This window comes from Blautia wexlerae DSM 19850, from assembly GCF_025148125.1.
Taxonomy (GTDB): Bacteria; Bacillota; Clostridia; order Lachnospirales; family Lachnospiraceae; genus Blautia_A; species Blautia_A wexlerae.
Genome location: NZ_CP102267.1, coordinates 3,574,066 through 3,598,319, shown reverse-complemented (window position 1 = coordinate 3,598,319; position 24,254 = coordinate 3,574,066). Strand labels below are relative to the sequence as shown.

Genomic DNA, 24,254 nt, shown 5'->3' with positions numbered 1-24,254 from the left:
TCTATTTTCTTTGATTGCAGATATTGTTGATATAAAGACATAAGGACTGATATCCTGCAAATACGCATAAATTCAAGTCGTTGTTGACATTTTACCATAAATTCAGCGCTTTTTCCATAACGATTATGACATAAATTCATTTCATTAGTCCATTTAAAAAAATAGACAAAAACGTATAATAAGAATCACAAGGAACACGTCGAAACGACGAATAAAGGAGGATGTATATGAGAAAAAACATGAAAAAACTCACAGTCGCAACAGTGATCGGTGCTATGACAGTTACTGCACTTGCACCAGTAAGCGCACAGGCGAAAGACAAAACTCTGACAGTTGCAATCTGGGATAACGGACAGAAAGCCGGACTTCAGGAGATCATGGATGAGTTTACAAAAGAGACCGGAATCAAAACTGAACTTCAGGTAGTAGAGTGGAGCAGCTACTGGACACTTCTTGAAGCAGGTGCATCAGGCGGAGACATGCCGGACGTATTCTGGATGCATTCCAATGAAGCTGTAAGATACATGTCCAATGATATCTTACTTGATCTGACAGACAAGATTGCAGACAGCGACAAACTGGAAATGGACAAATTCCCGAAAGATATCAAAGAAATGTATCAGTGGGACGGAAAAACATACGCAGTACCGAAGGACATCGATACAATTGCTATGTGGTACAACAAAGATATGTTTGATGAAGCAGGAATCGATTATCCGGACGGAAGCTGGACATGGGATGAATTCTATGACATTGCAGAAAAACTTACAAAAGAAGACGGAAGCCAGTATGGTTTCGCAGCAAACCCGTCTAACGAGCAGGATACATGGATGAATATTGTTTACTCCATGGGCGGACGTGTACTGACAGATGACAACAAATCCGGTTTTGATGATCCAAACACTATCAAAGCAATGGAATTCGTTGACAAATGCGTTAAAAATGTAATGCCTCCTGCATCTACAATGTCCGAAACAGGTACAGACGTACTCTTCGGATCTGGCAAGGTAGCTATGATTTCTCAGGGATCCTGGATGGTATCTGCTTTCAAAGACAACGATTACATCAAAGAGCACTGTGATGTGGCAAGACTTCCGAAAGATGCTGAAACAGGAGAGAGCGTATCTATTTACAATGGTCTTGGATGGGCAGCATCTGCAAACACAGATATGCCGGACGAAGCTTTCCAGCTTATTGAGTGGTTCGGTACAAAAGATATGCAGCAGAAACAGGCTGACCTTGGTGTAACAATGGCAGCTTACGAAGGAATGTCCGATGGATGGGTTAACAGTGTTGACTGCTTCAACTTACAGCCATACATGGATGCAATGGACAATATCGTATTCAGACCACACACAAATGCAACACTTGCATGGTGGAACCCAATGTGCGAAGAACTGAAGAAACCATGGAATGATGAAGAAAGCATGGATGATGCATGCAAGAATATCGTTACTATTATGAACGATGCCATCGCAGAAGAGTCCTATTAATTAATATTCAGCAAAACCATTCATAAAAAATAAGAAACAGGAAAGCTGCCGCAGAAAAGATTCCGATCATGTGGTAACCGCAGAAGTCACAACAGGTATGCAGATGTGCGGCAGTTTTCCGTTCAAATCAGCAACAGAATTTTACGATAAGAAGGAGTGAGAACCGTGGCAAATCCAAAAAAAGGTACCAGTCAGGCGCGGAATGAATTCATCTGGGGATGGGCGTTCATTCTTCCTACAATGCTTGGTCTGATCATCTTAAATATCTATCCGATTTTTAAGACCATTTATGAGAGCTTTTTCAAGACCGGAGATTTCGGTAAGGGAAATATCTTCATTGGTTTTGACAACTATGTAAAGCTGTTCCACGATGCGGAAGTATGGCAGGCATTATTAAATACATTTAAATATGCCATTGTGGAAGTTCCGTTTTCCATTGCTATCGCACTTGTACTGGCAGTTTTATTAAACCGTAAAATGAAAGGCCGTGCTGTTTACAGAACTATTTTCTTCCTGCCCATGGTTGCTGCTCCGGCTGCGATCGCCATGGTATGGAGATGGCTGTTTAACTCAGAATTCGGTCTTCTCAATCACATTTTTCACACAAAGATCAACTGGATCTCTGATCCGAAGATCGCAGTTTATGCGATCGCAGTGATCGGTGTATGGTCTATCATCGGCTACAATATGGTACTTTTCCTGTCAGGTCTGCAGGAAATCTCAAGAGATTATTATGAAGCAGCAAGCATTGACGGAGCAACCGGAATCAAACAGTTCTTCCACATTACAATCCCGCTGCTTTCACCGACCATCTTCTTTGTAATGGTTACCCGTGTCATCGGTGCCATGCAGGTATTCGACCTGATCTTCATGGTTATGGATAGAAACAGTCCTGCACTTTACAAAACACAGTCACTTGTTTACCTGTTCTACCAGAATTCCTTTGTACAGAATAACAAAGGTTATGGTTCAACAATCGTCGTACTTCTTCTGGTTGTAATTATGATCATGACAGTATTCCAGAATATTGCGCAGAAGAAGTGGGTTCATTATAACTAAGGAGGGATAATTATGTCAGCAAGAGATAAAGCAAACAGAGTTCTGATCCATGTTATCCTGATACTGGTATCTATTACCATGCTGGTTCCTTTCTTATGGATGATCCTGACAGCTTTCAAAACTATGACAGAGGCAACCTCTGTCAACCCGTTCGTAATCCTCCCGTCTACATGGAGATGGGACAGTTTTAGAGAAGTAAGCGCAAATATGGATTTCTTACATCTGTATATCAATACCTTACTTCTGATCCTGGGTCGTGTTGTATGTGCGGTTCTGACAGCAACACTGGCAGGCTATGCATTTGGACGTCTGAACTTCAGAGGTAAAAACCTGATGTTCTCTCTGGTACTTTTCCAGATGATGGTGCCTGGACAGATCTTTATTATCCCGCAGTACTTAATGGTAAGTAAAATGGGAATGCTCAATACCATTTTTGCCCTGGTATTTCCCGGTATTGTTACTGCATTTGGTACATTTCTCCTCAAACAGGCTTATATGGGACTTCCGAAAGATCTGGAAGAGGCAGCACGTCTTGACGGATGTAACATCGGTCAGACCTTCCTGTTCATCATGGCTCCTCTGACACGTTCTTCTATGGTGGCACTGGGAATCTTCACAGCAGTATTTGCATACAAAGATCTGATGTGGCCTCTGATCTGTAACAAAGATGTAATGCCTCTGTCAGCAGCACTTGCAAAAATGCAGGGACAGTACACCAACAATTATCCGCAGCTGATGGCAGCATCTCTGCTTGCATGTATCCCGATGATCGTACTGTATCTGATCTTCCAGAAGCAGTTCATCGAAGGTATTGCAACATCCGGTGGTAAGCTGTAAGTTAAAAAAATAAAAAGAAGAATCCGGGAGGTTCGGGACATTTCCCCTGAACTATACAGGCAGAATTTTGTTATACAACTGGAAAGAGAAGAATAACAGAAGGCTGCCTGAAACTGGATATCTGATTGCTGAATTATCTGTAAAGGTGAAAGTCAGGACAAAATCATTAAGATAGAAAAAGGAAGGGGTAATAAAAAATGAAACCAGGAAGTCTTTATGACAGGATATTTGGATTTTTAGGTCGGTTAATTGCATTGAATTTACTATGGATCGTGTGCTCTCTTCCTGTTATTACAGCAGGGGCATCCACCACTGCTTTGTATTATTGTACATTAAAACTCCACAAGGATGGAGATATCCGGGTATTTCATGATTTTTTTAAAAGCTTTAAGCAGAACTTCAAACAGTCAACTTTGATCTGGATCCTGATGGCAGCAGTTGCAGTATTTCTTTATATGGAGAAAGAATCGTTGGTAACTATGCCTGGTTCCATGCCACAGATTTTCAATTACGTGATTCTGGCGGTATGTATTCCGCTGATTGCCATTGCACTGTACATATTCCCGACAGTTGCAGCATTTGAAAACAAAACAATGACTTTGATCACAAACGCATTTTATTTTGCGGTTAAACATATAGGTTATGCGATAGCAGTGGCAGTGATCACGATACTGCCAATGACCATGACACTTGTAGATGCAAAACTTTTTCCGGTATATCTGCTGATTTGGCTGATGGTGGGATTTTCCCTGACAGCCTATGCAGATTCCTGGTTTATGTGGAAACTGTTCAAACCGTATTTCAAAGAGGACGAAGAAGAACATCACTATGTAGATACAGAACCGGATCAGTATGCTTTTTAACAAAAAAACAACAAAGAAATGAGAGGTACAGAGTATGGAATGGATTAAGTATCATGAGGCAGAAAAAGTATTTGACCTGAGAACAGAAAACAGCACCTATCAGATGCAGGTAAGAGAGTATGATACTCTGGTTCATCTGTATTATGGATGCCCGGTAGGGGATTCCCTGATTACGGACAGGATTGTATGTGTGGACAGAGGATTCTCCGGAAATCCGTATGAAGCAGGAAAAGACAAAACATTTTCCCTGGATACTCTGCCGCAGGAATATACAGCTTACGGAAACGGAGATTATCGTATCAATGGTCTGGAAGTAGAGCAGGCAGACGGCAGCGACACTGCAAATCTGAAATTTGAATCCTATGAGATCACAAAAGGAAAATACAGCCTGAAAGGTCTCCCTGCAATGTTTGCAAAAGAAGATGAGGCAGAGACATTGGAGATTGTCCTGGCAGACCGTGTCAGCGGACTGAAAGCACATCTTCTCTACAGTGTATTCCCACATCTGGATGTGATCACCAGAGCAGTTCGTCTGGAACAGACTGGTGAGACACCTGTTACAGTAAAGAAAGCAATGTCTATGGAAATGGATTTTGAATATAGAGAAATGGATGCAGTTCATTTCTATGGCAGACATAACGTAGAACGTCAGATGGAAAGAACACATCTGGGTCATGCAAACTGGTCTGTAGGAAGTATTCGCGGCACTTCCAGTCATCATCATAACCCATTTGTAATCCTCTGCGACAGAAGCACAGAAGAAACATATGGAAACTGCTATGGATATGCACTGGCTTACAGTGGAAACTTTACATTTGAGACAGAGGTAGATCAGGTAGGACATACCCGTGTGGTAATGGGAATCCATCCATATCATTTCGCATGGACACTGGAAAAAGGTGACACATTTGAAACTCCGGAAGTGATTATGTCATATTCCGCAGAAGGATTTGGAAAACTTTCTCGCATTTATCATGATGCATACAGAAACAACCTGATCCGCAGCAAATACGTAGAACAGCCAAGACCAATCCTCGTAAACAACTGGGAAGCTACCTATTTTGATTTTGATGCAGACAAACTGTATCATATTGCAGAAGAAGCCAGGAACATCGGCTTGGATATGTTTGTTCTGGACGATGGATGGTTTGGCAAAAGAGATAATGACTGGTGCGCACTTGGTGACTGGGAAGTAAATGAAGAGAAGATCAAAGGTGGACTTCCTGCACTTGCAGAGAGAATCCACGGACTTGGACTGAAATTCGGTCTCTGGGTAGAGCCGGAGATGATTTCCGAGGACAGTGATCTCTACAGAGAATATCCGGACTGGGCATTGAAGATTCCGGGACGTGCTATGAATCGGAGCAGACATCAGCTCAATCTGGACATTACCAGAAAAGAAGTCCGTGACCATATCATGAACCAGATTTTCAAAGTTCTGGATGCATGCAAGGCAGATTATGTAAAATGGGATATGAACCGCAGTGTAGACAACGTATTCTCCGCAGCACTTCCAAAAGAACGCCAGGGAGAGGTTTATCACAGATATGTACTTGCAGTATATGAAATGATGGAAAGCCTTGTGCAGAGATATCCAAATCTCCTGTTTGAATCCTGCTCAGGTGGCGGCGGAAGATTTGATGCAGGAATGCTCTATTATTCTCCGCAGATCTGGTGCAGCGATAACACTGATGCTATTGACAGACTGAAAATCCAGTACGGTACTTCTTTCGGATATCCGGTAAGTGCAATGGGGGCTCATGTCAGCGTATGCCCGAACCACCAGTCCGGCAGGATCACACCATTCGAGACAAGAGGAACGGTTGCATCATCCGGTACATTTGGCTATGAACTGGATCTGATGAAGATGTCCGAAGAAGACAAAAAGACAGCCAGAGAGCAGATTCTGAAATACAAAGAAATCGAGCATCTGGTACAGTCCGGAGATTACTATCGTCTGATAAATCCATTTGAAAACAACAACCATGTACTCTGGCAGTTCGTATCCAAGGACAAAAAAGAGACAGTTGTATGTGGCGTAAGACTCCACAGCGAAGCTAATCCGTATATCTATCTTTTCTATCCTCAGGGACTGGATGCAGATCTGCATTACGAAGACATTGCAACCGGAAAAGTATACACAGGCGCAGCACTGATGAAAGCAGGACTGCCATTACCACTGACAACAGGTGATTACCAGCCAATCAGATTTACATTTAAGGCAGTGGAGAAATAATTACCGAATCAAATAAGTTATCTGATTCAATTGTAGGTGACTGTTTGAACATAATAAAAAGATGAAAACCAGTAATTAAGTTTATTAATAGCAGATAAGCTTAGTTACTGGCTTTTTTTGTCCTTTGCCATCTATAGATATCAATCAATAAATAATCACAAAATTTTATATGATATATCTTTATAAGATGTTGTAGAATGATGTAAAATAGTCGTAGAATTATAAAAAACGAGGCAGGTAAAGAAAAATGAAAGAGAAAATCAAAAAAATGCCGGGAAGAATCAGAAATTATTTTTGCTCACATATGAGTGCGCAGGTTACAGTAACAGTAGTATTACTTCTGATTCTGGCAGGTCTGGTCCTTCAGATTTACGTAAAAAATCAATATTTTAATTATCTGCTCAGGAATACCAGATCAATGGAAGAATCCATGATTGAAACATCGACGATTAATATTGATGCAAATCTGAAGGATATCATCAGTGCTGCATGCAATGTAGGAGTTAATGAGACATTAAGAGTTCTGGTAGAAAACACGGAAGCAGACGGAATACTTCTGGCAAAAGAAAAACTGACATTGGGCAGCAGAATGGATGATATTGCTCATCAGATTGGAAGTGTTGTATCTATTGCGATTGTATCAGATGAAGGTCTGTGGCAGGAGTATGGGGTTTATTGGTACCAGACATCTTCAAAAGGAGTATGGGAAGATGGCAATCTGGATAAACTTCAGGAAATATATGAAAAGACCATGGCACTTCAGAAAGAGAAAGCAAATGTCAGGTACTATGTAGAGACAGATCCTGCTGTTCACAGTCAGTGGCCGCAGATAAGAATGGTACATATTGCAGTTCCGCTGATTGGAAAAACTTACAGTTATTCTCATGTGAAAAATGTAGCGGTCGTATCTTTCGATATGGGAGATATTCTGGAAAAAAGTGCTTTTGACAGAGTAGCTGATAAACCTCTTTCGATTGGATATATTGCAGATGAAAATAACAGAATCATTTACCATCCAAATGAAGAGTACGATGGAATGACAGTGGAAAGTTACAGAAAAACGCTGGACAGTACCGAGAATATCAGCAGATCATTAAAATATTTTGGATGGACAGCATATATTACCACGGATCTTGGAAAAATGCGTGCACAGGTTAACCAGATGTATACCAGAAGCATTTATGTATATCTGTTTTTGTTGTGTATCTGTGGATTTTTATGGCAGTTTACAATACGAAGAGTATTAAAACCAATTGATATTATACGGGATTCTATGCGAAATATTAAACTTTCCAAGAATCTTCCGAAGATAGAAGTAAAGGGAACCAATGAGATATGGCAGTTGGCTGGTTATTATAACGAAATGGCGGAAACTCTGGAACGACAGTACAAGGAAATACGTAGATATTATCGTGAAAAGAATCTTTCTATCCGTCAGAAAAATAAGGCAGAGAAAGAAGCTCTGGAATCACAGATCAATGCACATTTTCTCTGCAATACACTGACTGCGATCAATTATAATGCGATAGATAATGAAGATTATGAGGTAGCAGATCTTCTGAAAAAGCTTTCCAATATGCTTTCATATACATTCTCAAGGAAGCTTGTGTCAGTAAGTCTGGGGCAGGAACTGAGATGGGTAGAGCAGTATCTATATCTGCAGAAGTTCAGGCTTATGGATGTGTTTGACTACGAGATTGAATTTCAGGAAGAATACGGCGAATGGCCATGCTGTAAACTGTTTATTCAGCCATTTGTGGAGAATTCTATCCTTCATGGTTTTGAAGGAAGAGAAAGCGGGGGAATGATCCGTATTACGGGTCACATTGATGGATCCAGATTCCGTCTTTGCATTGAAGATAATGGATGTGGAATGAATGAAGATACAGAGAAACTGATGCAGCAGATTCTTATGGAAAAGCATACTTTGGATTTGGCAGGAACAGGAATCGGGATTCAGAATGTAGTGACAAGACTGCGAATGTATTATGGAGAAGAACTTTCTGTAGTTTTGGAATCAGAACCTGAAAAGGGGACAAAATTTACTTTCTGGCTTCCAATACCAGAGAATCCGGAGAAAGATATAGAGTAAATAAATGTAGCAAAAAAAGTAACAGAGGAGGTCTTTATACATTGAGAATTTTAATTGCAGAAGATGAGCAGAGAACCAGACAGGGATTAGTAAGGGTTTTGCAGAGCCTGGGGGATGAGTATGAGATTGTGGCACAGGCATCTAATGGAAAAGCAGCGCTGGAAATGATTCTGGAACAGAAGCCGGATGTGGTTTTTATTGACATTAAGATGCCATTTATGGATGGGCTTTCAGTAATAGAAGCTGCCAGAGCACAGGGAGTTAAGACTGAATTTGTAATTGTAAGTGCATATGCAGACTTTGATTTTGCCAAGCAGTCAATCTCTCTTGGTGTAACAGAGTATCTTTTGAAACCTCTTACAAGAGATGAGGCAGAGGCAGTACTGAAGAAAATTGAGAATAAGATCAGTGGAAAAAACAGTTATTCCCGCAGAAAATCCAGAAATCTGAGAGATAAGTATCCAGATGCGCATCCTATGATCCTGCAGGCTCTTGATATCATACAGAGTGGATTCGCCGGAAAAATAAGCCAGAAGAAACTGGCCGAAGATCTTGGACTGAGCCAGGAATATTTCAGTTATCTTTTTGGGAAAAATATCGGAGAAAATTTCAGTACTTTTCTCAGGGAGTATAGAATTGAACAGGCACAATATATGCTGAGGGAAGAAATCTGTGATCAGAGGGATGTTCCTTATCAGGTAGGATTTTCCGATTCCAAATACTTCAAAAAAGTCTTTCGCGAAGTGACTGGAAAGAGTCCGTCTGAATATCTGATGGAAATAAAAGAGTAAAAAGATAAGAAAAAGGAGTAAAAAATTAACAAACAAAAAGTAAAAAAACGGAAATATATGGAAAAAATTTAAAAAATCTTAAAATATTTCCTGAATCTTAAAATATTATCCGTGCAAATTTCCTTTTTCCGTAAAATCTTGGGTTATGCGCTGGAAAAAGTAATGGTAAAATATATACAACAAAACAACAGAGAGACGACTAAAAATTGTGCAACTAACCAAAACAAAATCCAACTAAGAAGGAAAAGGGAGGAAAAAACATGAAAAAAACATTATTTGCAGCAACAGTATTGGCGGCTTCGCTGATGGCAGCATCAACTGTACAGGCAGCTCCGCAGGAAGTTACAATGTGGCATTACTTTGATCAGAAACCAGAGCAGGAAATGCTTGCAGACATGGTTGAAGAATACAACTCTTTACAGGATGATATTCATATCAATGCAACATTTGTATCCAGAACAGAGTTAATGAACCAGTACACAGTTGGAGCACTTTCAGGAGAACTTCCTGATATCGGACAGGTAGACTCACCGGATATGGCATCTTATGTATCTCTTGGAGTATTTGAAGATATCACGGATGAACTTGACGCATGGGGAGAATTGGATCAGTTTTATGATGGACCATTAAGCTCCTGTAAAGACCCAGACGGAAAAGTTTATGGACTTCCTCAGAACAGCAACTGTCTTGCACTTGCATGCAATATGGACCTTCTGAAGGCTGCCGGATACGATCATATGCCAGAGAGCCTTGACGAGTTCAAAGAAATGGTTGCAGCAACAACGGATTCATCCAATGATGTATATGGATTTGCAATGTGTGCAGTATCTACAGAAGAGGGAACATTCCAGATTCTTCCATGGCTGAGATCTGTACAGAATGGAACAGGCGTAAATGTTGATGACATTACAGCTGATTCAGCAGTAAATGGATTACAGACACTCGGTGATTTTGTAGCAAACGGATATATGAGCAAAGAGTGTGTAAACTGGACTCAGGCAGATGCATGGAATCAGTTCTGCGCAGGAAAAGCGGCATTTGCAGAATGCGGAACATGGCATCTGGCACAGACAGATGCAATTAATGGAGCATTTGAATATGACTTTACGCTTCTGCCAACCGGTGACAAAGGAACATCTACATCTACAATCGGTGGTGAGAACTTTGGTATCTGTAAAGGAACAGAAAACAAAGAAGCATGCGTTAAATTTCTTGAGTGGCTCTGCTCACAGGAAAATGAAGCAAAATGGGCAGCTGTAGGCGGAAAGATTCCTACAAGACAGGATGCAACAGCAGAATACACATTTGAACAGGATGGATTCAAGGTATTTACAGATGAAATGAACTATGCTCAGGCGCGTGGACCGCACGCTGAATGGCCATCTATCTCTGAAGCAGTTTATACAGCAACACAGTCTGTGATCGTAGACGGAACATCTGCAAAAGACGCTCTTGAAACAGCAGCAGCTAAAATTAATCCAATCGTAGAAGAAACTCCTCTTCCTGAAAGCAACTAAAACTAACAAACAGAGAAGGATGTGGCTTTAATGGCAGCAAAGTCTAGGACTATGGCGCAGCAAAAGACAAAAGAAGCATACTGTTTCATTGTACCTGCATTTATTTATATGATCCTTGTGCTGGGATACCCGATCGTTTATAACATTATTCTCAGTCTTAAGGATGTAAATGTAAAGAACCTGAAATCAGGAACTTCCGTATTTGTCGGATTACAGAACTATATTGATTTATTCCATGATCCGACATTTCTTCTGGTTCTGCGCAATACATTTATTTTTACAATAGCTTGTCTTATTTTCCAGTTTACCATCGGATTTGCATTTGCGATGTTTTTCAATCAGAAATTTAAACTCGCAGGTCCGATCAGAGGTCTGATTCTTGTCAGCTATATGATGCCAATGGCAGTAACTGGTCTTCTTGGTAAAAATATCTTTTCCAATGCAGGTCTTATCAATGACCTGCTTGGAAAAATCGGAATCAGCGGTCCGGAATGGCTGGTTAACACCAGCACAGCTCTGATTGCAGTAATTATTATGAACTGCTGGGTAGGTATTCCGTTTAATATGCTCCTTCTTGTATCAGGACTTACAAGTATTTCACCGGATGTATACGAGAGCGCATCCATGGATGGAGCAAACTGGGGACAACGTTTTCTTTTTATAACTCTTCCCCTGATGAAAGAGTCAATTCTTGCAGTACTGATGTTAGGATTTATCTATACATTCCGTGCATTTGACCTGATGTATATCATGACAGCCGGAGGTCCGTTGAATTCAACAGATGTGCTGGGAACATATTCTTATATGTTATCATTTACACAGTTTAACTTTTCAAAAGGTGCGGCAGTTGCAATGGTACTGTTTGCATGCCTGTTCCTTATTGGTCTGTTCTATCTGAAACTGTTATCAAAAGAAGAGGAGGAAGGCTGATATGGATAATATGACAGGTGCTGAAAAGGCAAAAGAGATCAGAAATTCGATATTTGCACTTCTTATTGCATTTATCTTCTTATTTCCGATTTACTGGCTGATACAGATTTCATTTAAGTCAGATGCAGAAACATTTGGAAAGGTTCTTACCTATTTTCCACATGATTTCACCTTTGAACCGTGGCTGGAAAACTTAACAGATAAAACGTTTCTGATATCTTTGAAAAACAGTTTTCTTAATGGACTTTTGACAATGGCAATTGCTCTGGTACTCGGTGTCCCGGCAGCATATGGAATGGGAAGATACAGAGTAAAAGGTGGAAATGTTTTCCTTCTTACATTTCTGATTTCACAGATGCTTCCTCCATCCCTGACATTGACCCCAATGTATCTGATTTTCAGTAAATTGGGCTTTCTTGGAAATCATCTGACAGCTCCGGTTGCGATTGCAGCCAGTTCTATACCGTTTGTAATCGTAACATTGAGACCTTATTTCAGAAGTATTCCGGTATCATTGGATGAGGCCGCAAGACTGGATGGATGCGGATCGGTAAAAGCATTTCTTATGGTTATGCTTCCGGCAGTAAAAACAGGAATTATTACTATTATGGTTATTTCATTCCTGAACGGCTGGAATGATCTGGTATATTCAATGACATTTAATGTTGCAGAGATAATGAGACCTTTGACAGCGAATATTTATAAATTCCAGAGTGCATATGGTACAAGATGGAACTGTATCATGGCTTATGGTGCAATACTGGTACTTCCGGTAATTCTGATGTTTATTTTCTTACAGAAATATATTGTAGGCGGTCTTGTCGCAGGTGCGGTAAAAGACTGATAAAATAAAGCTATTATTTATATTATAAACAAGTTCAGCGGATTAGAACAAAACAGATAAAACTGCAGTTCCAATTCGCTGAAACTCCATTAAGAATGAAAAGGAGAAGGCAGAAATGGCAAATCAGGAAGAAGTAAGAGACGTATATGGGTATTTTGAGCAAAAAGGAAATGCGCTGTGCTACCGTTATGAGGCTGAACGGGTAAGAATTGAGCCGTGGGGTGCTGACAGCCTTCGTGTACGTGCATGGAAAACCGCAGAGATGGATCCGGCAGACTGGGCATTGATCAAACCAGAGAAGGAAATCACACCGGAAATCGAAGTTCGCGAAGACGGAGCAACGATCCGTAATGGTAAGATCCGTGCAGAGATTAATCTGATCGGTAAAATTGCATTTTATAATCAGAAAGGAGAACTTTTACTGGATGAGTATGTCCGCAACAGAAAAGATATGTTCGGAAATACCTGCAGTTCTCTTGAAGTAGAAGCCAGAGAATTTAAGCCTATCACAGGTGGGGATTACAGACTGACAATGCGTTTTGTTTCCACACCGGAGGAGAAAATATATGGTATGGGCCAGTATCAGCAGCCATACCTTGATGTAAAGGGAGCTGATCTTGAACTGGCACACAGAAATTCACAGGCAAGTGTTCCGTTCATGCTTTCTAGTCTTGGATATGGATTCTTGTGGAATAATCCGGCTGTAGGACGTGTAAATTTTGGCAAAAATATTACAACATGGGAAGCATTTTCTTCCAAGAAACTGGATTATTGGATCACAGCAGGTGACACACCGGCCGAAATCGAAGAAGCTTATGCAAATGCAACAGGCAAAGTTCCGATGATGCCGGAATATGCAATGGGATTCTGGCAGTGCAAACTTCGTTATCAGACACAGGAAGAACTTCTTGAAGTAGCAAGAGAATATAAACGCCGTAACCTCCCGATTTCTGTAATAGTTGTTGACTTCTTTCACTGGCCAATGCAGGGCGAATGGAAATTTGACCCGACATACTGGCCGGATCCGGATGCAATGATCAAAGAACTGAAAGATATGGGAATTGAACTGATGGTTTCCATCTGGCCGACAGTAGATTACAGAAGCGAGAATTTCAATGAAATGAAGAGTAAAGGTCTTCTGATCCGCGTAGATTCCGGATATCCGATATCCATGGATTTTCAGGGAAATACACTTCATTACGATGCAACTAATCCGGAAGCACGTGAATATGTATGGGAAAAAGCAAAGAAGAATTATTATGATAAAGGTGTAAAAGTATTCTGGCTGGATGAAGCAGAACCGGAATATACAGTTTATGATTTCGAGAATTATCGTTATCATCTCGGACCGGATATTCAGGTTGGAAATATTTATCCTGTTATGTATGCAAAGACATTTTTTGATGGAATGAAAGCAGAAGGACAGGAGAACATTATCAATCTTCTCCGCTGCGCATGGGCCGGTTCACAGAAATATGGTGCACTGGTCTGGTCCGGAGACATCAAATCTTCCTTCCCGAGTATGAAAAATCAGGTTGCAGCAGGTCTTAATATGGGAATTGCAGGTATTCCGTGGTGGACAACAGATATCGGCGGATTTTTCGGAGCAAATATAAATGATCCGGAATTCCATGAACTTCTGGTCCGTTGGTTTGAATATGGATGCTTCTGTCCGGTTATGAGACTTCACGGATATCGCTGGCCGCTTCAGCCTCAGTATGGTACAACTGGTGGAGCTACATGTGTATCAGGAGCACCAAATGAGGTATGGAGTTACACAGATCAGGTTTGTGAGATTCTGTCAGATTATTTGAGATTAAGAGAGCGCATGCTTCCATATATTACAGAATTGATGGAGGAGGCTCATGAAAAAGGAACTCCTGTTATGCGTCCGCTGTTCTATGACTTCCCGGAAGACAAAGAAAGTTGGAATGTAGAGACAGAGTATATGTTTGGACCAAAAGTTCTGGTAAAACCGATCACAGATGCAGATGCACGTGAGACAGATGTATATCTTCCTGGTGGAGCCTCCTGGACAAATGCATGGACAGGTGAAACCTTTGAAGGTGGACAGAAAGTACATGTGGCAGCACCGATCGAGCAGATTCCATTGTTTACAAGAGATGGTTACAAACTGCCGATGAAATAAAGAAGTTTAAAGATCAGGAGGGTGTCGCAGAATTATCGAGGGATAATTTTCGACACCCTTTTAAAGAACATTTAACGGTGTCACCGCTGATCCAAATGGATGATAAAGGAGAAGAAAAAATGGGAAAAGCAGCAAATTCAAGTATTTCTCTTAAACAGATTCATGTTACAGATAATTTTTGGAATAAATATGTGCATCTGGTAAAGGATGTGATTATTCCTTATCAGTGGGATATTCTGAATGATAAACTGGAAGATGTAGAAACCAGTCATTGTATAGAAAATTTCAAAATTGCAGCAGGAGAAAAAGAGGGAGAATTTCAGGGCGCCGTATTTCAGGATACGGATGTTGCAAAATGGCTGGAAGCAGTTGGTTTTGTGTTAAATTATGAAAGAGATGAAAAGCTGGAAGAATTGGCTGATGAGACGATTGAACTGATCGGACGTGCACAGCAGCCGGATGGATATTTAAATACATATTTTACGATCAAAGAACCGGATGGACGATGGAGTAATCTTATGGAAGGTCATGAGCTTTATACAGCAGGGCATATGATCGAGGCAGCAGTAGCATACTATGAAGCAACCGGAAAACGTAGATTCCTGGAAATTGTATCAAAATTTGCAGATCTTGTCTGCCAGACTTTCGGACCGGAAGAGGGAAAAATCCATGGATATCCGGGACATCAGGAAATAGAACTGGCACTTGTAAAGCTTTACCGTGTAACACGTGAGAAAAAATATCTGGATCTGGCAAAATATTTCATAGATCTGAGAGGTACTGGCAAAAATTATTTTCTGGAGGAGGAAAAGAGACCGGGACATAAGCGTATTTTTCCGGATTTTGTAAATTATGATACCATGTATGCGCAGGCACATAAACCGGTAAGAAAACAGAGGACAGCAGAAGGACACGCTGTAAGAGCAAACTATATGTATTCTGCAATGGCAGACCTGGCATATGAATATCAGGATAAAGAATTACAGCAGGCATGCCGAAACTTGTGGGATAATATGGTGCACAAAAGAATGTATATTACAGGAAGTGTTGGATCTTCTGGATTCTTGGAACGATTTACAACAGATTATGATCTGCCAAATGACAGCAATTATTCTGAGACATGTGCTACGATTGCACTTGCTATGTTTGGAAAGAGAATGGCAGATATGGAGAAGGATGCTTCTTATATGGATGTAGTGGAACGGGCTTTATATAATACACTTTTATCAGGCATAGCTATGGATGGAAAAAGCTTTTTTTATGTAAATCCTCTGGAAGTATGGCCGGTAAGCTGTATGCCGAGAACTTCACGCGAACATGTGAAACCTGTCAGGCAGAAATGGTTTGGTGTTGCATGCTGCCCGCCAAACATTACCAGAACATTGGCATCTCTTGGACAATACATCTATTTCCAAGAAGAAAATGAAATTTACGTAAATCTGTATGTTGCAAATGAAACAGAAGTTACACTTAATGGAGTTCCGTTCAAAATTACGTTAAAAGGAAATTTCCCATGGGAAAACAAGATGACAGTTTCTGTAGATGGTGTGCAAGAAACTGAGGCGATGATCGCATTCAGGGTTCCGGCATATGCAGAGAATTTCAAAATTTTGAGAAACGGTAAAGAAGAGAATCTGACAGAAGACCATGGATATATTAAAATTTCCGGAAAAATGTATAAAGAAACATTTGAAATAAGTTTTGATGCAGAGCCAGTATTTGTTCATGCAAATCCACAGGTAAGAGTTGACAGTGCAAAAGTGGCAGTAGTAAAGGGACCTCTGGTTTACTGTGTGGAAGAAGCGGATAACGGGGAGAATCTTTCTTCTGTTATGGTTAATACTGATCAGAAGATTGAAGAAACATATGATGACGAACTTCTGGAAGGATGCAGTGTACTCCATATAACCGGCAAAAAAATTTCAGAGAAGGGTTGGAATGAAGGAATATTGTATCAGAACAGAAAAGTAGAACTGGAAGATGTTAAATTGACACTGGTACCATATTGTTATTGGGGAAATCGTGAAAATGGAGAAATGCTTGTGTGGATGAAGGAACTTTTTTATATGTAATTCGCTGATAAAATAAAGGAAAAATAAAAGGAGATCACAGAAAAATATGTGGTCTCCTTTTGGTCTGTTCAGTATTTGTTTGATTATAGGCTGACAATTATTTTTTCTTTTTGGAATTATGCTCCGGTTCCGGATTCATCCCGTCGATTATATGCTCAATCATCATCTTTTTTACATAAACATCAAAGCTTAACAGACAGATAAAGGAAAATCTTTTCAGGTTCGCCTGATCTTCTTCATCTGCGTCCCCGAAAGTATCCTGTGCTGTTTTGTATTTGCGCAGAAGGTCTTTTTTCAGGGATTCAATCTGTTCCTTTTCCATGCTGAAAACTTCATTATAAATATAAGTCATATCTTTCTCAGTCATGGATTTAAAATATTTCTGCGTGATCGGTGTGAGCAGAGTCTGGATATCATTGATGGAAAGAATATTCTTGAAATAGTAAATAAAAATCAGCATCAGCACATGTTCTTTGGAATAACGTTTCTTCTCAGGCGGGGGAAGGAGCTTATTCTTTGCATAATTGTTGATCATAGTCTTGGTGAGAATCTTGTCGTCTGCGTAACGTTTGGAAGAAACGAGCTGTTCTTCCATAAAGGTTGTTACCTGATCCATATATAAATCAATATTTGGGATGTCTTCCGGTTTAATATAGTCAATCCTGGATACACTTTCCAGAATGCTGTTTATCATGTCTTTATCATCGATTGTCATCTTTTATCACCTCTGTTCCTTATTATATAGTTTTAAATACTACTTGTAAATGTTTTTTTTACTCATTACAGAATTTATATCCGCTTGAATAACTGCGCGTCGCATTCTCGTTACTTTAGCCTGCAAATAAAAAGTCAATACTAAAATTGAAGAAAGTTAAAAAACTTTACAGGTTAAAAATTAGGCATTAAAATAAGGCCACCACAACCAGTGCTGGTCTGAAAGTAAAAGTTTTGAATTAGCTTGGATCAGGAAGAACAGAAAGATATTCTTTCACTCGTCCATAGTATATTCTGAGAAATTTATTAGCACCTGCAGTCATATAAACATAGTAAGGCTTACCCTGGGTGCGTTTTCTGTCCGTGAATTGATATACAGGATCATCCTGAGGCATGGTTTTGATAAGAACATCCATTACTTGAAAAAGAGTCTTTCTTAAATGTGAAGATCCACGTTTGGATGTTGGGACGCTTTTTTGTGCATAGGAACCAGATTCGTTTACCCCAGGATCAACTCCGGCGAATGCAGTAAGGGCTCCTTTATGCGTGAATCTGGTTACATCACCGATCTCAGCCATAAGCTGTGGACCGAGAGATGGACCAATCCCTTTAAACTGCATGACAATTGAGTATTCAGGAAGCTTTGAGGCAGTCTCGTTCATGAGAGTGCGTATTGTTTCGACAGTAACGGAAGTACTGTTGAGCTGATCGATAGCTTATCTGATGATATGTTTGGTTATTTCATTCTTAGGAAATACTGGAACAAGTTCCTTTGTTTTGGTGTAAATTTCTTCCGCTTTTGATTTATTGAAGGCATATTTTTTGCGCTTGCACCAGTTCTGATAATGTTCAACAAAAGCGTTTAGAGACATTTTACGAATGCAATCTACATGCCAGTATGTAGAGACAAAATCAACTCATTTCTGGGAACCATCACTGCGGGTGGGACTATTGAAATAAGTATTTGCATTTGGATAGGTCTGGTCAATGAGGCCAATAAGATTATTTTTCATAGCCGTTTTTTGTTTCACATAGAAATGGAACTGACGATTCATGACCTTTAGCTGAGCGCGTAATTCATCTGTAATACTATACGGTTCAAGACTTTGCCATTTGTCAAGAGCGTAGCGGGCAATCTTGACAGAATCAGCTTTGTCGGACTTGATCTTGCGAAGAGAATCGTTATTAAAATCTTTGACCAACTTGGGATTAACAGCACTGACAAAGAGATCTGCTGCTGAAAGCTGGTGAGCAAGTGCTTCGTAGTAGCGGCCGGTATGTTCCATTACAACCCGGGATTCACCTTCGATAGAATGAATAAGTTTAATAAGTGAATGGATATCACTGGATGTGTGCTTAATCTCAAAAGGAGAGGATACAATCTCCCCAAATGGTCTCAGAATTGTAACCATACTTTTACCTTTTGAAACATCGATACCTACTGCGTTCATAAATTTATCACTCCTTAAAAAATATTACAATGGATAAATACCAGTTTTACTCATTACCTGTTCAAACTACTGTGTGTGACACGAATGCACCTAATGTGATTCAACCTGCATAAAACGAGCACTGTGAATGAGGAGCCGGTTATCAGTCTAAAGTACGGACGCGAGGTCCAAGTGATGAAGTCGATATACCATTGCATCCTACATTCTAACAGTTTAAGTAATGAGATGGATAAATCCTTACTGGAAGTAAGGGGATTACCCATAAATATATTGTAGTAGTGATGAGTTAGACGGGCAAATTTTTTACTCAAAGAAAGAACGCATGTTTACTTCTGGCACTATATGTGCTAAAATATAGACATGGGTAATAGAAAAAATAAAACAACAGAATCTGAGAAAAGAGTTATCAGGGAGAAATAAAAATGCAGATAATATCCAGTTATGGTGTAGAATTACGAAAACAGAATATCCCGATCCGCCAGACACTGGAGATCTACCGTTCTGCTGTCAGTTATCTGATTGGAATTTATGTGCAGGTATGGGAAAAATTAGCAGAAATCCCGGATGCAAAGAGGCGTTTTAATGCTGCAGAACATCTGGTACATACTACGAAGAAAAACCATGCCTGTTTTGATTTTGATATCCGATTCTCAAAGATGCCTTCCTATCTGCGCAGATCTGCCATCCGGCATGCACTGGGGACAGTATCCTCTTATAAAACACGGCTGGATCTATGGGAAAAGACAGACAGAAAGAGCGGGAAACCAAAGCTTGTATATGAAAACCACGCCATGCCGGTCTTCTACCGTGATGTCATGTACCGTGAAGGAGCGGAAGGGAAAGACGAAGCATACCTGAAACTCTATGACGGCCATGACTGGAAATGGTTCTGTGTACGTCTGGAGCATACGGATATGGAATATCTGAGAAAATGCTGGTCAGGAAAAAAGGCATCTGCCCCGACTCTGGAAAAGAGACACCGGAAGTACTTTTTGCGTTTTTCCTATAAAGAGGAAGTAACACTTACCAAAACACCTGTGAAAGAACAGATCATCTGCAGCGTGGACTTAGGGATCAATACCGATGCAGTCTGTACCATCATGCAGGCAGACGGAACTGTCCTGGGAAGAAAATTCATAGATCATCCCAGTGAAAAAGACCGGATGTACCGCACACTGAGACGGATCCGCAGATCCCAGAGGGAACATGGTTCTGCGCAGACACAGGGAAGATGGGCATATACGAAACGTCTGAATACAGAACTGGGCAAAAAGATTGCAGGTGCGATTGTAAGATATGCGGAAGAAAACCATGCAGATGTGATCGTGTTTGAGTATCTGGAGATGCAGGGGAAGATATCGGGAAAGAAAAAACAGAAACTGCACCTGTGGAGAAAGCGGGATATCCAGAGGCGCTGTGGACATCAGGCACACAGGAAAGGGATGCGGGTATCCAGGATCTGCGCATGGAATACCAGCAGGCTGGCTTATGATGGTTCCGGGGCGGTAATACGCGACTGGGAAAATCACAGCCTCTGTACTTTCCAGACAGGAAAACGATATAATTGTGACCTGTCAGCATCCTATAATATAGGAGCGAGATATTTTGTCAGAGAACTTTTAAAACCCCTTCCGGCAACGGAAAGGTCTTTACTGGAGGCAAAAGTCCCTCCTGTAAAGCGTAGAACCTCATGTGTCTATGCGGATCTGAGAAAACTCCATTCAGAAATGGAACTCTTAAAAGCAGCATAGATACAGGCAGATATACAACGGACTACCTGTAATGTGGGAACCAGCCATATCCGGCATGGGAAATGCGCATAACTGCGCACCTAAATTACAGGCGTATCCGCCGATATTCAGTCTGACGCCTAAAGCGTCTGGAAGCACGTGACTTTAGTCATGTGAGGTTTACTTTACAGGAATCAGTTGTAGGCGAACAGATTTTTGTGTATAATCATAAAGATATATGCCTGTTCAGGCACAAAAAATATTTCGAGAGATGTAAACGGTAACCGGTACATATTTTGAATCTGAAAGATTGTTGCAGAAATCAACTTGTTGATCAGCATGGTTGTTTGTAAAATAATGTACCGTACAGGAAGAAGACAGGAGAAAATATGAGCGATATTTATAGTACATTAAATCCTCAGCAGCAGGAAGCGGTTTACCATACAGAAGGTCCACTGCTGATCCTTGCGGGAGCGGGTTCGGGAAAGACAAGAGTACTTACCCACCGCATTGCTTACCTGATAGATAAAAAGGGAATCAATCCCTGGAACATTCTGGCTATCACATTTACAAATAAAGCAGCCAGTGAGATGAGAGAACGTGTAGATAAAATAGTGGGATTTGGTTCCGAGAGCGTATGGGTTTCCACATTCCATTCTACCTGTGTGCGTATTCTGCGTCGTTATATTGATCGTCTTGGATATGATACCAGATTTGCTATTTATGACACAGAAGATCAGAAAACTCTGATGAAAGAAGTATGCAGAAAACTGAATATTGACACCAAGAAAACAAAGGAACGTTCTCTTCTGGCACAGATTTCCCATGCAAAAGATGAACTGATCACACCGGATGAGATGGAACTGAATGCAGGTGGGGACTTTGTTAAAAAGAAGGTTGCTGAGGTATATCGGGAATATCAGGCTGCTTTGCGCAGAAATAATGCGCTGGATTTTGATGATCTGATCGTAAAGACCGTAGAGCTTTTTCAGAACTGCGGAGATGTTCTGGAAAATTATCAGGAACGTTTCAGATATATCATGGTGGATGAGTATCAGGATACCAATACTGCACAGTTTAAATTTATAAGCCTGTTGGCCTCTAAATATGAAAACCTCTGTGTAGTCGGTGATGATGACCAGTCTATCTATAAATTCCGCGGTGCAAATATTGGAAATATTCTTGGGTTTGAGCATGTTTTTCCAGATGCAAAAGTTATCCGTCTGGAACAGAATTACCGTTCCACAAAGAATATTCTGAATGCAGCCAATGCGGTGATCGCAAACAATACCTCACGTAAATCAAAAACACTCTGGACTGAGAATTCGGAGGGGGAACGAATCCATTTCCGCCAGTTCATGAACGGATATGAGGAAGCAGAGTATGTGGTAGGTGAGATTTCCAGAGTTCACAGAGAGAATGGTGCGAAGTATAAAGACTGTGCAGTTCTGTACAGGACCAATGCACAGTCACGACTCTTTGAAGAGAAGTGTCTTCTTGCGAATATCCCTTACAAGATTGTAGGCGGTGTGAATTTCTATGCGCGTAAAGAAATCAAAGACCTGTTATGTTATCTGAAGACAATTGACAATTCCAGAGATGATCTGGCAGTCCGCCGTATCATCAATGTACCGAAGCGTGGAATCGGAGCCACAACTCTTGGCAGAATACAGGATTATGCGGATAAAATGAGTGTGAGTTTCTATGATGCCTTGCGTGTGGCAGAGGAAGTTCCGTCTATCGGAAGAAGTCTTTCAAAGATTGATGGGTTTGTAACCTTTATCCAGAGTTTAAAGAGCAAGGCAGAGTCCTATACAGTACGTGAACTTCTGGAAGAAGTGATTGAACTTACCGGATATGTGGCAGAGCTGCAGGCTGAAGATACAGATGAATCGAAGGCAAGAATCGAGAATATTGATGAACTTATTTCCAAGACAGAATCCTATCAGGAAGCAATGGAAGAACAGGGACAGACTGCCACACTTTCAGGTTTTCTCGAGGAGATTGCACTGATCGCAGACATTGACAGCGTGGATCCGGATCAGGATTATGTGCTTCTTATGACACTACATAGTGCCAAAGGTCTGGAGTTTCCGAGAGTATTTCTCGCAGGAATGGAAGATGGGATGTTTCCGTCTTATATGTCCATTATATCAGATGACAGATCTGATCTGGAAGAAGAGAGAAGGCTCTGTTATGTGGGTATCACAAGAGCTATGGAGGATTTGACGCTGACAAGTGTCAGACAGCGGATGCTCCGGGGAGAAGTACAGTATAATAAAGTATCCAGATTTGTACGTGAAATTCCGCGGGAGCTTGTGGATCTGGGACAGGAAGCTCAGGAAAAGAAGAAAAAGATTGAAGAGATGATTCAGGCAGACAGAAACCTTGCAAAAATGAAAATGGCTTTTGAGACGAAAACATTCAAGCCCAGAGAATTTAAGGTGACGAAGGCTGCTGCACTGGATTACGAAGTGGGAGACACTGTCCGCCACATTAAATTTGGTGTAGGAATTGTTAAAGACATTGTAGACGGCGGAAGAGATTATGAAGTCACTGTTGATTTTGACAAAGTGGGAATAAAGAAAATGTTCGCAGGATTTGCAAAGCTGAAAAAACTATAATAATTTCAGAATCAGGATGATGCAGGCAAGTCACGCCTGCCGTCTGTTAACCGGGCGATTGGGGCAGGTGACTTAAGTCACCTGCGGAGGCTGCGAAAAGCAATAAGCAGTAAGGCGAACGATTTTATCCGCTTTATATATGAGACAGGAGTTCAGGAAGTTTCATAAGACTGTCAAATTCATGATCAGGGATGATTTCTGAAGTCTTCTCATGGCTGGGATTAAACCAGATCGTGCGGATTCCGGCATTGATGCCGCCCTGGATATCAGAGGTCAGGCTGTCCCCGATGATTACTGCTGTTTCCTTATGGAAATCAGGGATTCTGGAGAAGCAGCAGTCAAAGTATTCCCTGCCCGGTTTATTGTATCCCAGTTCTTCGGAGATAAAAATACTCTCAAAGTAACGGGAAATTCCGGAACTTTTAAGCCGTCCCTTCTGGACACTTAAGGTACCGTTTGTAACCAGATACATCCGGTATTGACCGTAAAGAGTTTCGAGCAATTCTTCTGCACCATCTATGAAATAGTGTCCCTGGGCCAGAAGAGTTTCATAGGTATGTGCAGCTTCTTTTGCAGGTACATCCACATTCAGCTCTGCAAAAAGAAGCCGGAATCTCCGAAGCTTTACCTGGTCTCTGGTGATCTTGCCCTGTTCAAGAAGCTTCCACTGGGCGAGGTTGAGCTCACTGTAACGCTTCAGAACTGAAGGCTCGGGAGCAATGTGAAAACTTTTCAGAGTTTTTGCGATAGCTGCTCTTTCTGCCCGGTTAAAATCAAGTAATGTATTATCAAGATCAAAAAAAAGTGTTTCTACCATAAGTATTTATCCTCTCTTATCAGATCGTTGCTGTC

At 40.8% G+C, this 24,254-nt stretch carries 16 protein-coding genes and 1 pseudogene; 14 read left to right on the top strand and 3 right to left on the bottom strand.

Annotated features, from left to right (window positions below):
• The first annotated feature begins 227 nt into the window (after positions 1-227).
• The 12 genes from NQ550_RS16740 to NQ550_RS16685 all read left to right on the top strand — a co-directional run bounded on the left by NQ550_RS16740 (position 228) and on the right by NQ550_RS16685 (position 16,883).
• Positions 228-1,493: an ABC transporter substrate-binding protein gene (locus tag NQ550_RS16740; protein ID WP_022381158.1), complete on the top strand. Its 1,266-nt coding sequence runs from the start codon at positions 228-230 to the stop codon at positions 1,491-1,493.
• 165 nt (positions 1,494-1,658) lie between these two features.
• The gene (locus tag NQ550_RS16735) at positions 1,659-2,552 is read left to right on the top strand and encodes a carbohydrate ABC transporter permease (RefSeq protein WP_259838151.1); all 894 of its coding nucleotides are present in this window, start codon (positions 1,659-1,661) and stop codon (positions 2,550-2,552) included.
• A 12-nt stretch (positions 2,553-2,564) separates the two neighbouring features.
• Positions 2,565-3,389: a carbohydrate ABC transporter permease gene (locus NQ550_RS16730; protein ID WP_008706570.1), complete on the top strand. Its 825-nt coding sequence runs from the start codon at positions 2,565-2,567 to the stop codon at positions 3,387-3,389.
• Between the two features lie 197 nt (positions 3,390-3,586).
• Positions 3,587-4,252 (top strand): YesL family protein, encoded by a 666-nt coding sequence (locus NQ550_RS16725; RefSeq protein ID WP_025578104.1) that lies wholly within the window; start codon positions 3,587-3,589, stop codon positions 4,250-4,252.
• A gap of 34 nt (positions 4,253-4,286) precedes the next feature.
• Positions 4,287-6,488: an alpha-galactosidase gene (locus NQ550_RS16720; RefSeq protein ID WP_025578106.1), complete on the top strand. Its 2,202-nt coding sequence runs from the start codon at positions 4,287-4,289 to the stop codon at positions 6,486-6,488.
• Positions 6,489-6,735: 247 nt separating this feature from the next.
• On the top strand, positions 6,736-8,580 hold the full coding sequence (locus NQ550_RS16715) for a sensor histidine kinase (protein ID WP_025578107.1): 1,845 nt from the start codon (positions 6,736-6,738) through the stop codon (positions 8,578-8,580).
• Positions 8,581-8,621: 41 nt separating this feature from the next.
• The gene (locus NQ550_RS16710; RefSeq protein ID WP_025578109.1) at positions 8,622-9,371 is read left to right on the top strand and encodes a response regulator transcription factor; all 750 of its coding nucleotides are present in this window, start codon (positions 8,622-8,624) and stop codon (positions 9,369-9,371) included.
• Positions 9,372-9,631: 260 nt separating this feature from the next.
• On the top strand, positions 9,632-10,888 hold the full coding sequence (locus tag NQ550_RS16705) for an extracellular solute-binding protein (RefSeq protein WP_025578111.1): 1,257 nt from the start codon (positions 9,632-9,634) through the stop codon (positions 10,886-10,888).
• Positions 10,889-10,918: 30 nt separating this feature from the next.
• Positions 10,919-11,818, top strand: a complete 900-nt coding sequence (locus NQ550_RS16700; RefSeq protein WP_025578113.1) for a carbohydrate ABC transporter permease — start codon at positions 10,919-10,921, stop codon at positions 11,816-11,818.
• Position 11,819: 1 nt separating this feature from the next.
• Positions 11,820-12,662: a carbohydrate ABC transporter permease gene (locus NQ550_RS16695; RefSeq protein WP_025578115.1), complete on the top strand. Its 843-nt coding sequence runs from the start codon at positions 11,820-11,822 to the stop codon at positions 12,660-12,662.
• Positions 12,663-12,777: 115 nt separating this feature from the next.
• A complete protein-coding gene (locus tag NQ550_RS16690; protein WP_025578117.1) occupies positions 12,778-14,811 on the top strand; it encodes a glycoside hydrolase family 31 protein in 2,034 nt (677 codons plus the stop codon).
• Positions 14,812-14,930: 119 nt separating this feature from the next.
• The gene (locus tag NQ550_RS16685) at positions 14,931-16,883 is read left to right on the top strand and encodes a glycoside hydrolase family 127 protein (protein WP_025578119.1); all 1,953 of its coding nucleotides are present in this window, start codon (positions 14,931-14,933) and stop codon (positions 16,881-16,883) included.
• Between the two features lie 97 nt (positions 16,884-16,980).
• Here NQ550_RS16685 and NQ550_RS16680 read toward each other — a convergent pair whose 3' ends face one another.
• Positions 16,981-17,598 (bottom strand): DUF1836 domain-containing protein, encoded by a 618-nt coding sequence (locus tag NQ550_RS16680; protein WP_025578120.1) that lies wholly within the window; start codon positions 17,596-17,598, stop codon positions 16,981-16,983.
• 238 nt (positions 17,599-17,836) lie between these two features.
• Positions 17,837-19,048 (bottom strand): annotated as a pseudogene (locus NQ550_RS16675) (IS110 family RNA-guided transposase).
• A 422-nt stretch (positions 19,049-19,470) separates the two neighbouring features.
• On the opposite strand from NQ550_RS16675, the gene NQ550_RS16670 reads away from it, so the two are divergent.
• Positions 19,471-20,799 (top strand): IS200/IS605 family element transposase accessory protein TnpB, encoded by a 1,329-nt coding sequence (locus NQ550_RS16670; protein WP_055153825.1) that lies wholly within the window; start codon positions 19,471-19,473, stop codon positions 20,797-20,799.
• Between the two features lie 368 nt (positions 20,800-21,167).
• Positions 21,168-23,402 carry a DNA helicase PcrA gene (gene pcrA, locus NQ550_RS16665; protein ID WP_025581102.1) on the top strand — a complete coding sequence of 745 codons (2,235 nt, stop codon included), beginning with the start codon at positions 21,168-21,170 and terminating at the stop codon, positions 23,400-23,402.
• Between the two features lie 133 nt (positions 23,403-23,535).
• Here pcrA and NQ550_RS16660 read toward each other — a convergent pair whose 3' ends face one another.
• Entirely contained in the window at positions 23,536-24,219 is a 684-nt protein-coding gene (locus tag NQ550_RS16660) for a YjjG family noncanonical pyrimidine nucleotidase (RefSeq protein WP_025581101.1), read from the bottom strand.
• Positions 24,220-24,254: the final 35 nt, after the last annotated feature.

Excerpts from the sequence above, each read along its gene's own strand:
- NQ550_RS16740 (WP_022381158.1), top strand. The coding sequence starts at position 228 with ATGAGAAAAAACATGAAAAAACTCACAGTCGCAACAGTGATCGGTGCT.
- NQ550_RS16730 (WP_008706570.1), top strand. The coding sequence starts at position 2,565 with ATGTCAGCAAGAGATAAAGCAAACAGAGTTCTGATCCATGTTATCCTG.
- NQ550_RS16725 (WP_025578104.1), top strand. The coding sequence starts at position 3,587 with ATGAAACCAGGAAGTCTTTATGACAGGATATTTGGATTTTTAGGTCGG.
- NQ550_RS16720 (WP_025578106.1), top strand. The coding sequence starts at position 4,287 with ATGGAATGGATTAAGTATCATGAGGCAGAAAAAGTATTTGACCTGAGA.
- NQ550_RS16715 (WP_025578107.1), top strand. The coding sequence starts at position 6,736 with ATGAAAGAGAAAATCAAAAAAATGCCGGGAAGAATCAGAAATTATTTT.
- NQ550_RS16705 (WP_025578111.1), top strand. The coding sequence starts at position 9,632 with ATGAAAAAAACATTATTTGCAGCAACAGTATTGGCGGCTTCGCTGATG.
- NQ550_RS16700 (WP_025578113.1), top strand. The coding sequence starts at position 10,919 with ATGGCAGCAAAGTCTAGGACTATGGCGCAGCAAAAGACAAAAGAAGCA.
- NQ550_RS16695 (WP_025578115.1), top strand. The coding sequence starts at position 11,820 with ATGGATAATATGACAGGTGCTGAAAAGGCAAAAGAGATCAGAAATTCG.
- NQ550_RS16690 (WP_025578117.1), top strand. The coding sequence starts at position 12,778 with ATGGCAAATCAGGAAGAAGTAAGAGACGTATATGGGTATTTTGAGCAA.
- NQ550_RS16685 (WP_025578119.1), top strand. The coding sequence starts at position 14,931 with ATGGGAAAAGCAGCAAATTCAAGTATTTCTCTTAAACAGATTCATGTT.
- NQ550_RS16680 (WP_025578120.1), bottom strand. The coding sequence starts at position 17,598 with ATGACAATCGATGATAAAGACATGATAAACAGCATTCTGGAAAGTGTA.
- NQ550_RS16670 (WP_055153825.1), top strand. The coding sequence starts at position 19,471 with ATGCAGATAATATCCAGTTATGGTGTAGAATTACGAAAACAGAATATC.
- pcrA (WP_025581102.1), top strand. The coding sequence starts at position 21,168 with ATGAGCGATATTTATAGTACATTAAATCCTCAGCAGCAGGAAGCGGTT.
- NQ550_RS16660 (WP_025581101.1), bottom strand. The coding sequence starts at position 24,219 with ATGGTAGAAACACTTTTTTTTGATCTTGATAATACATTACTTGATTTT.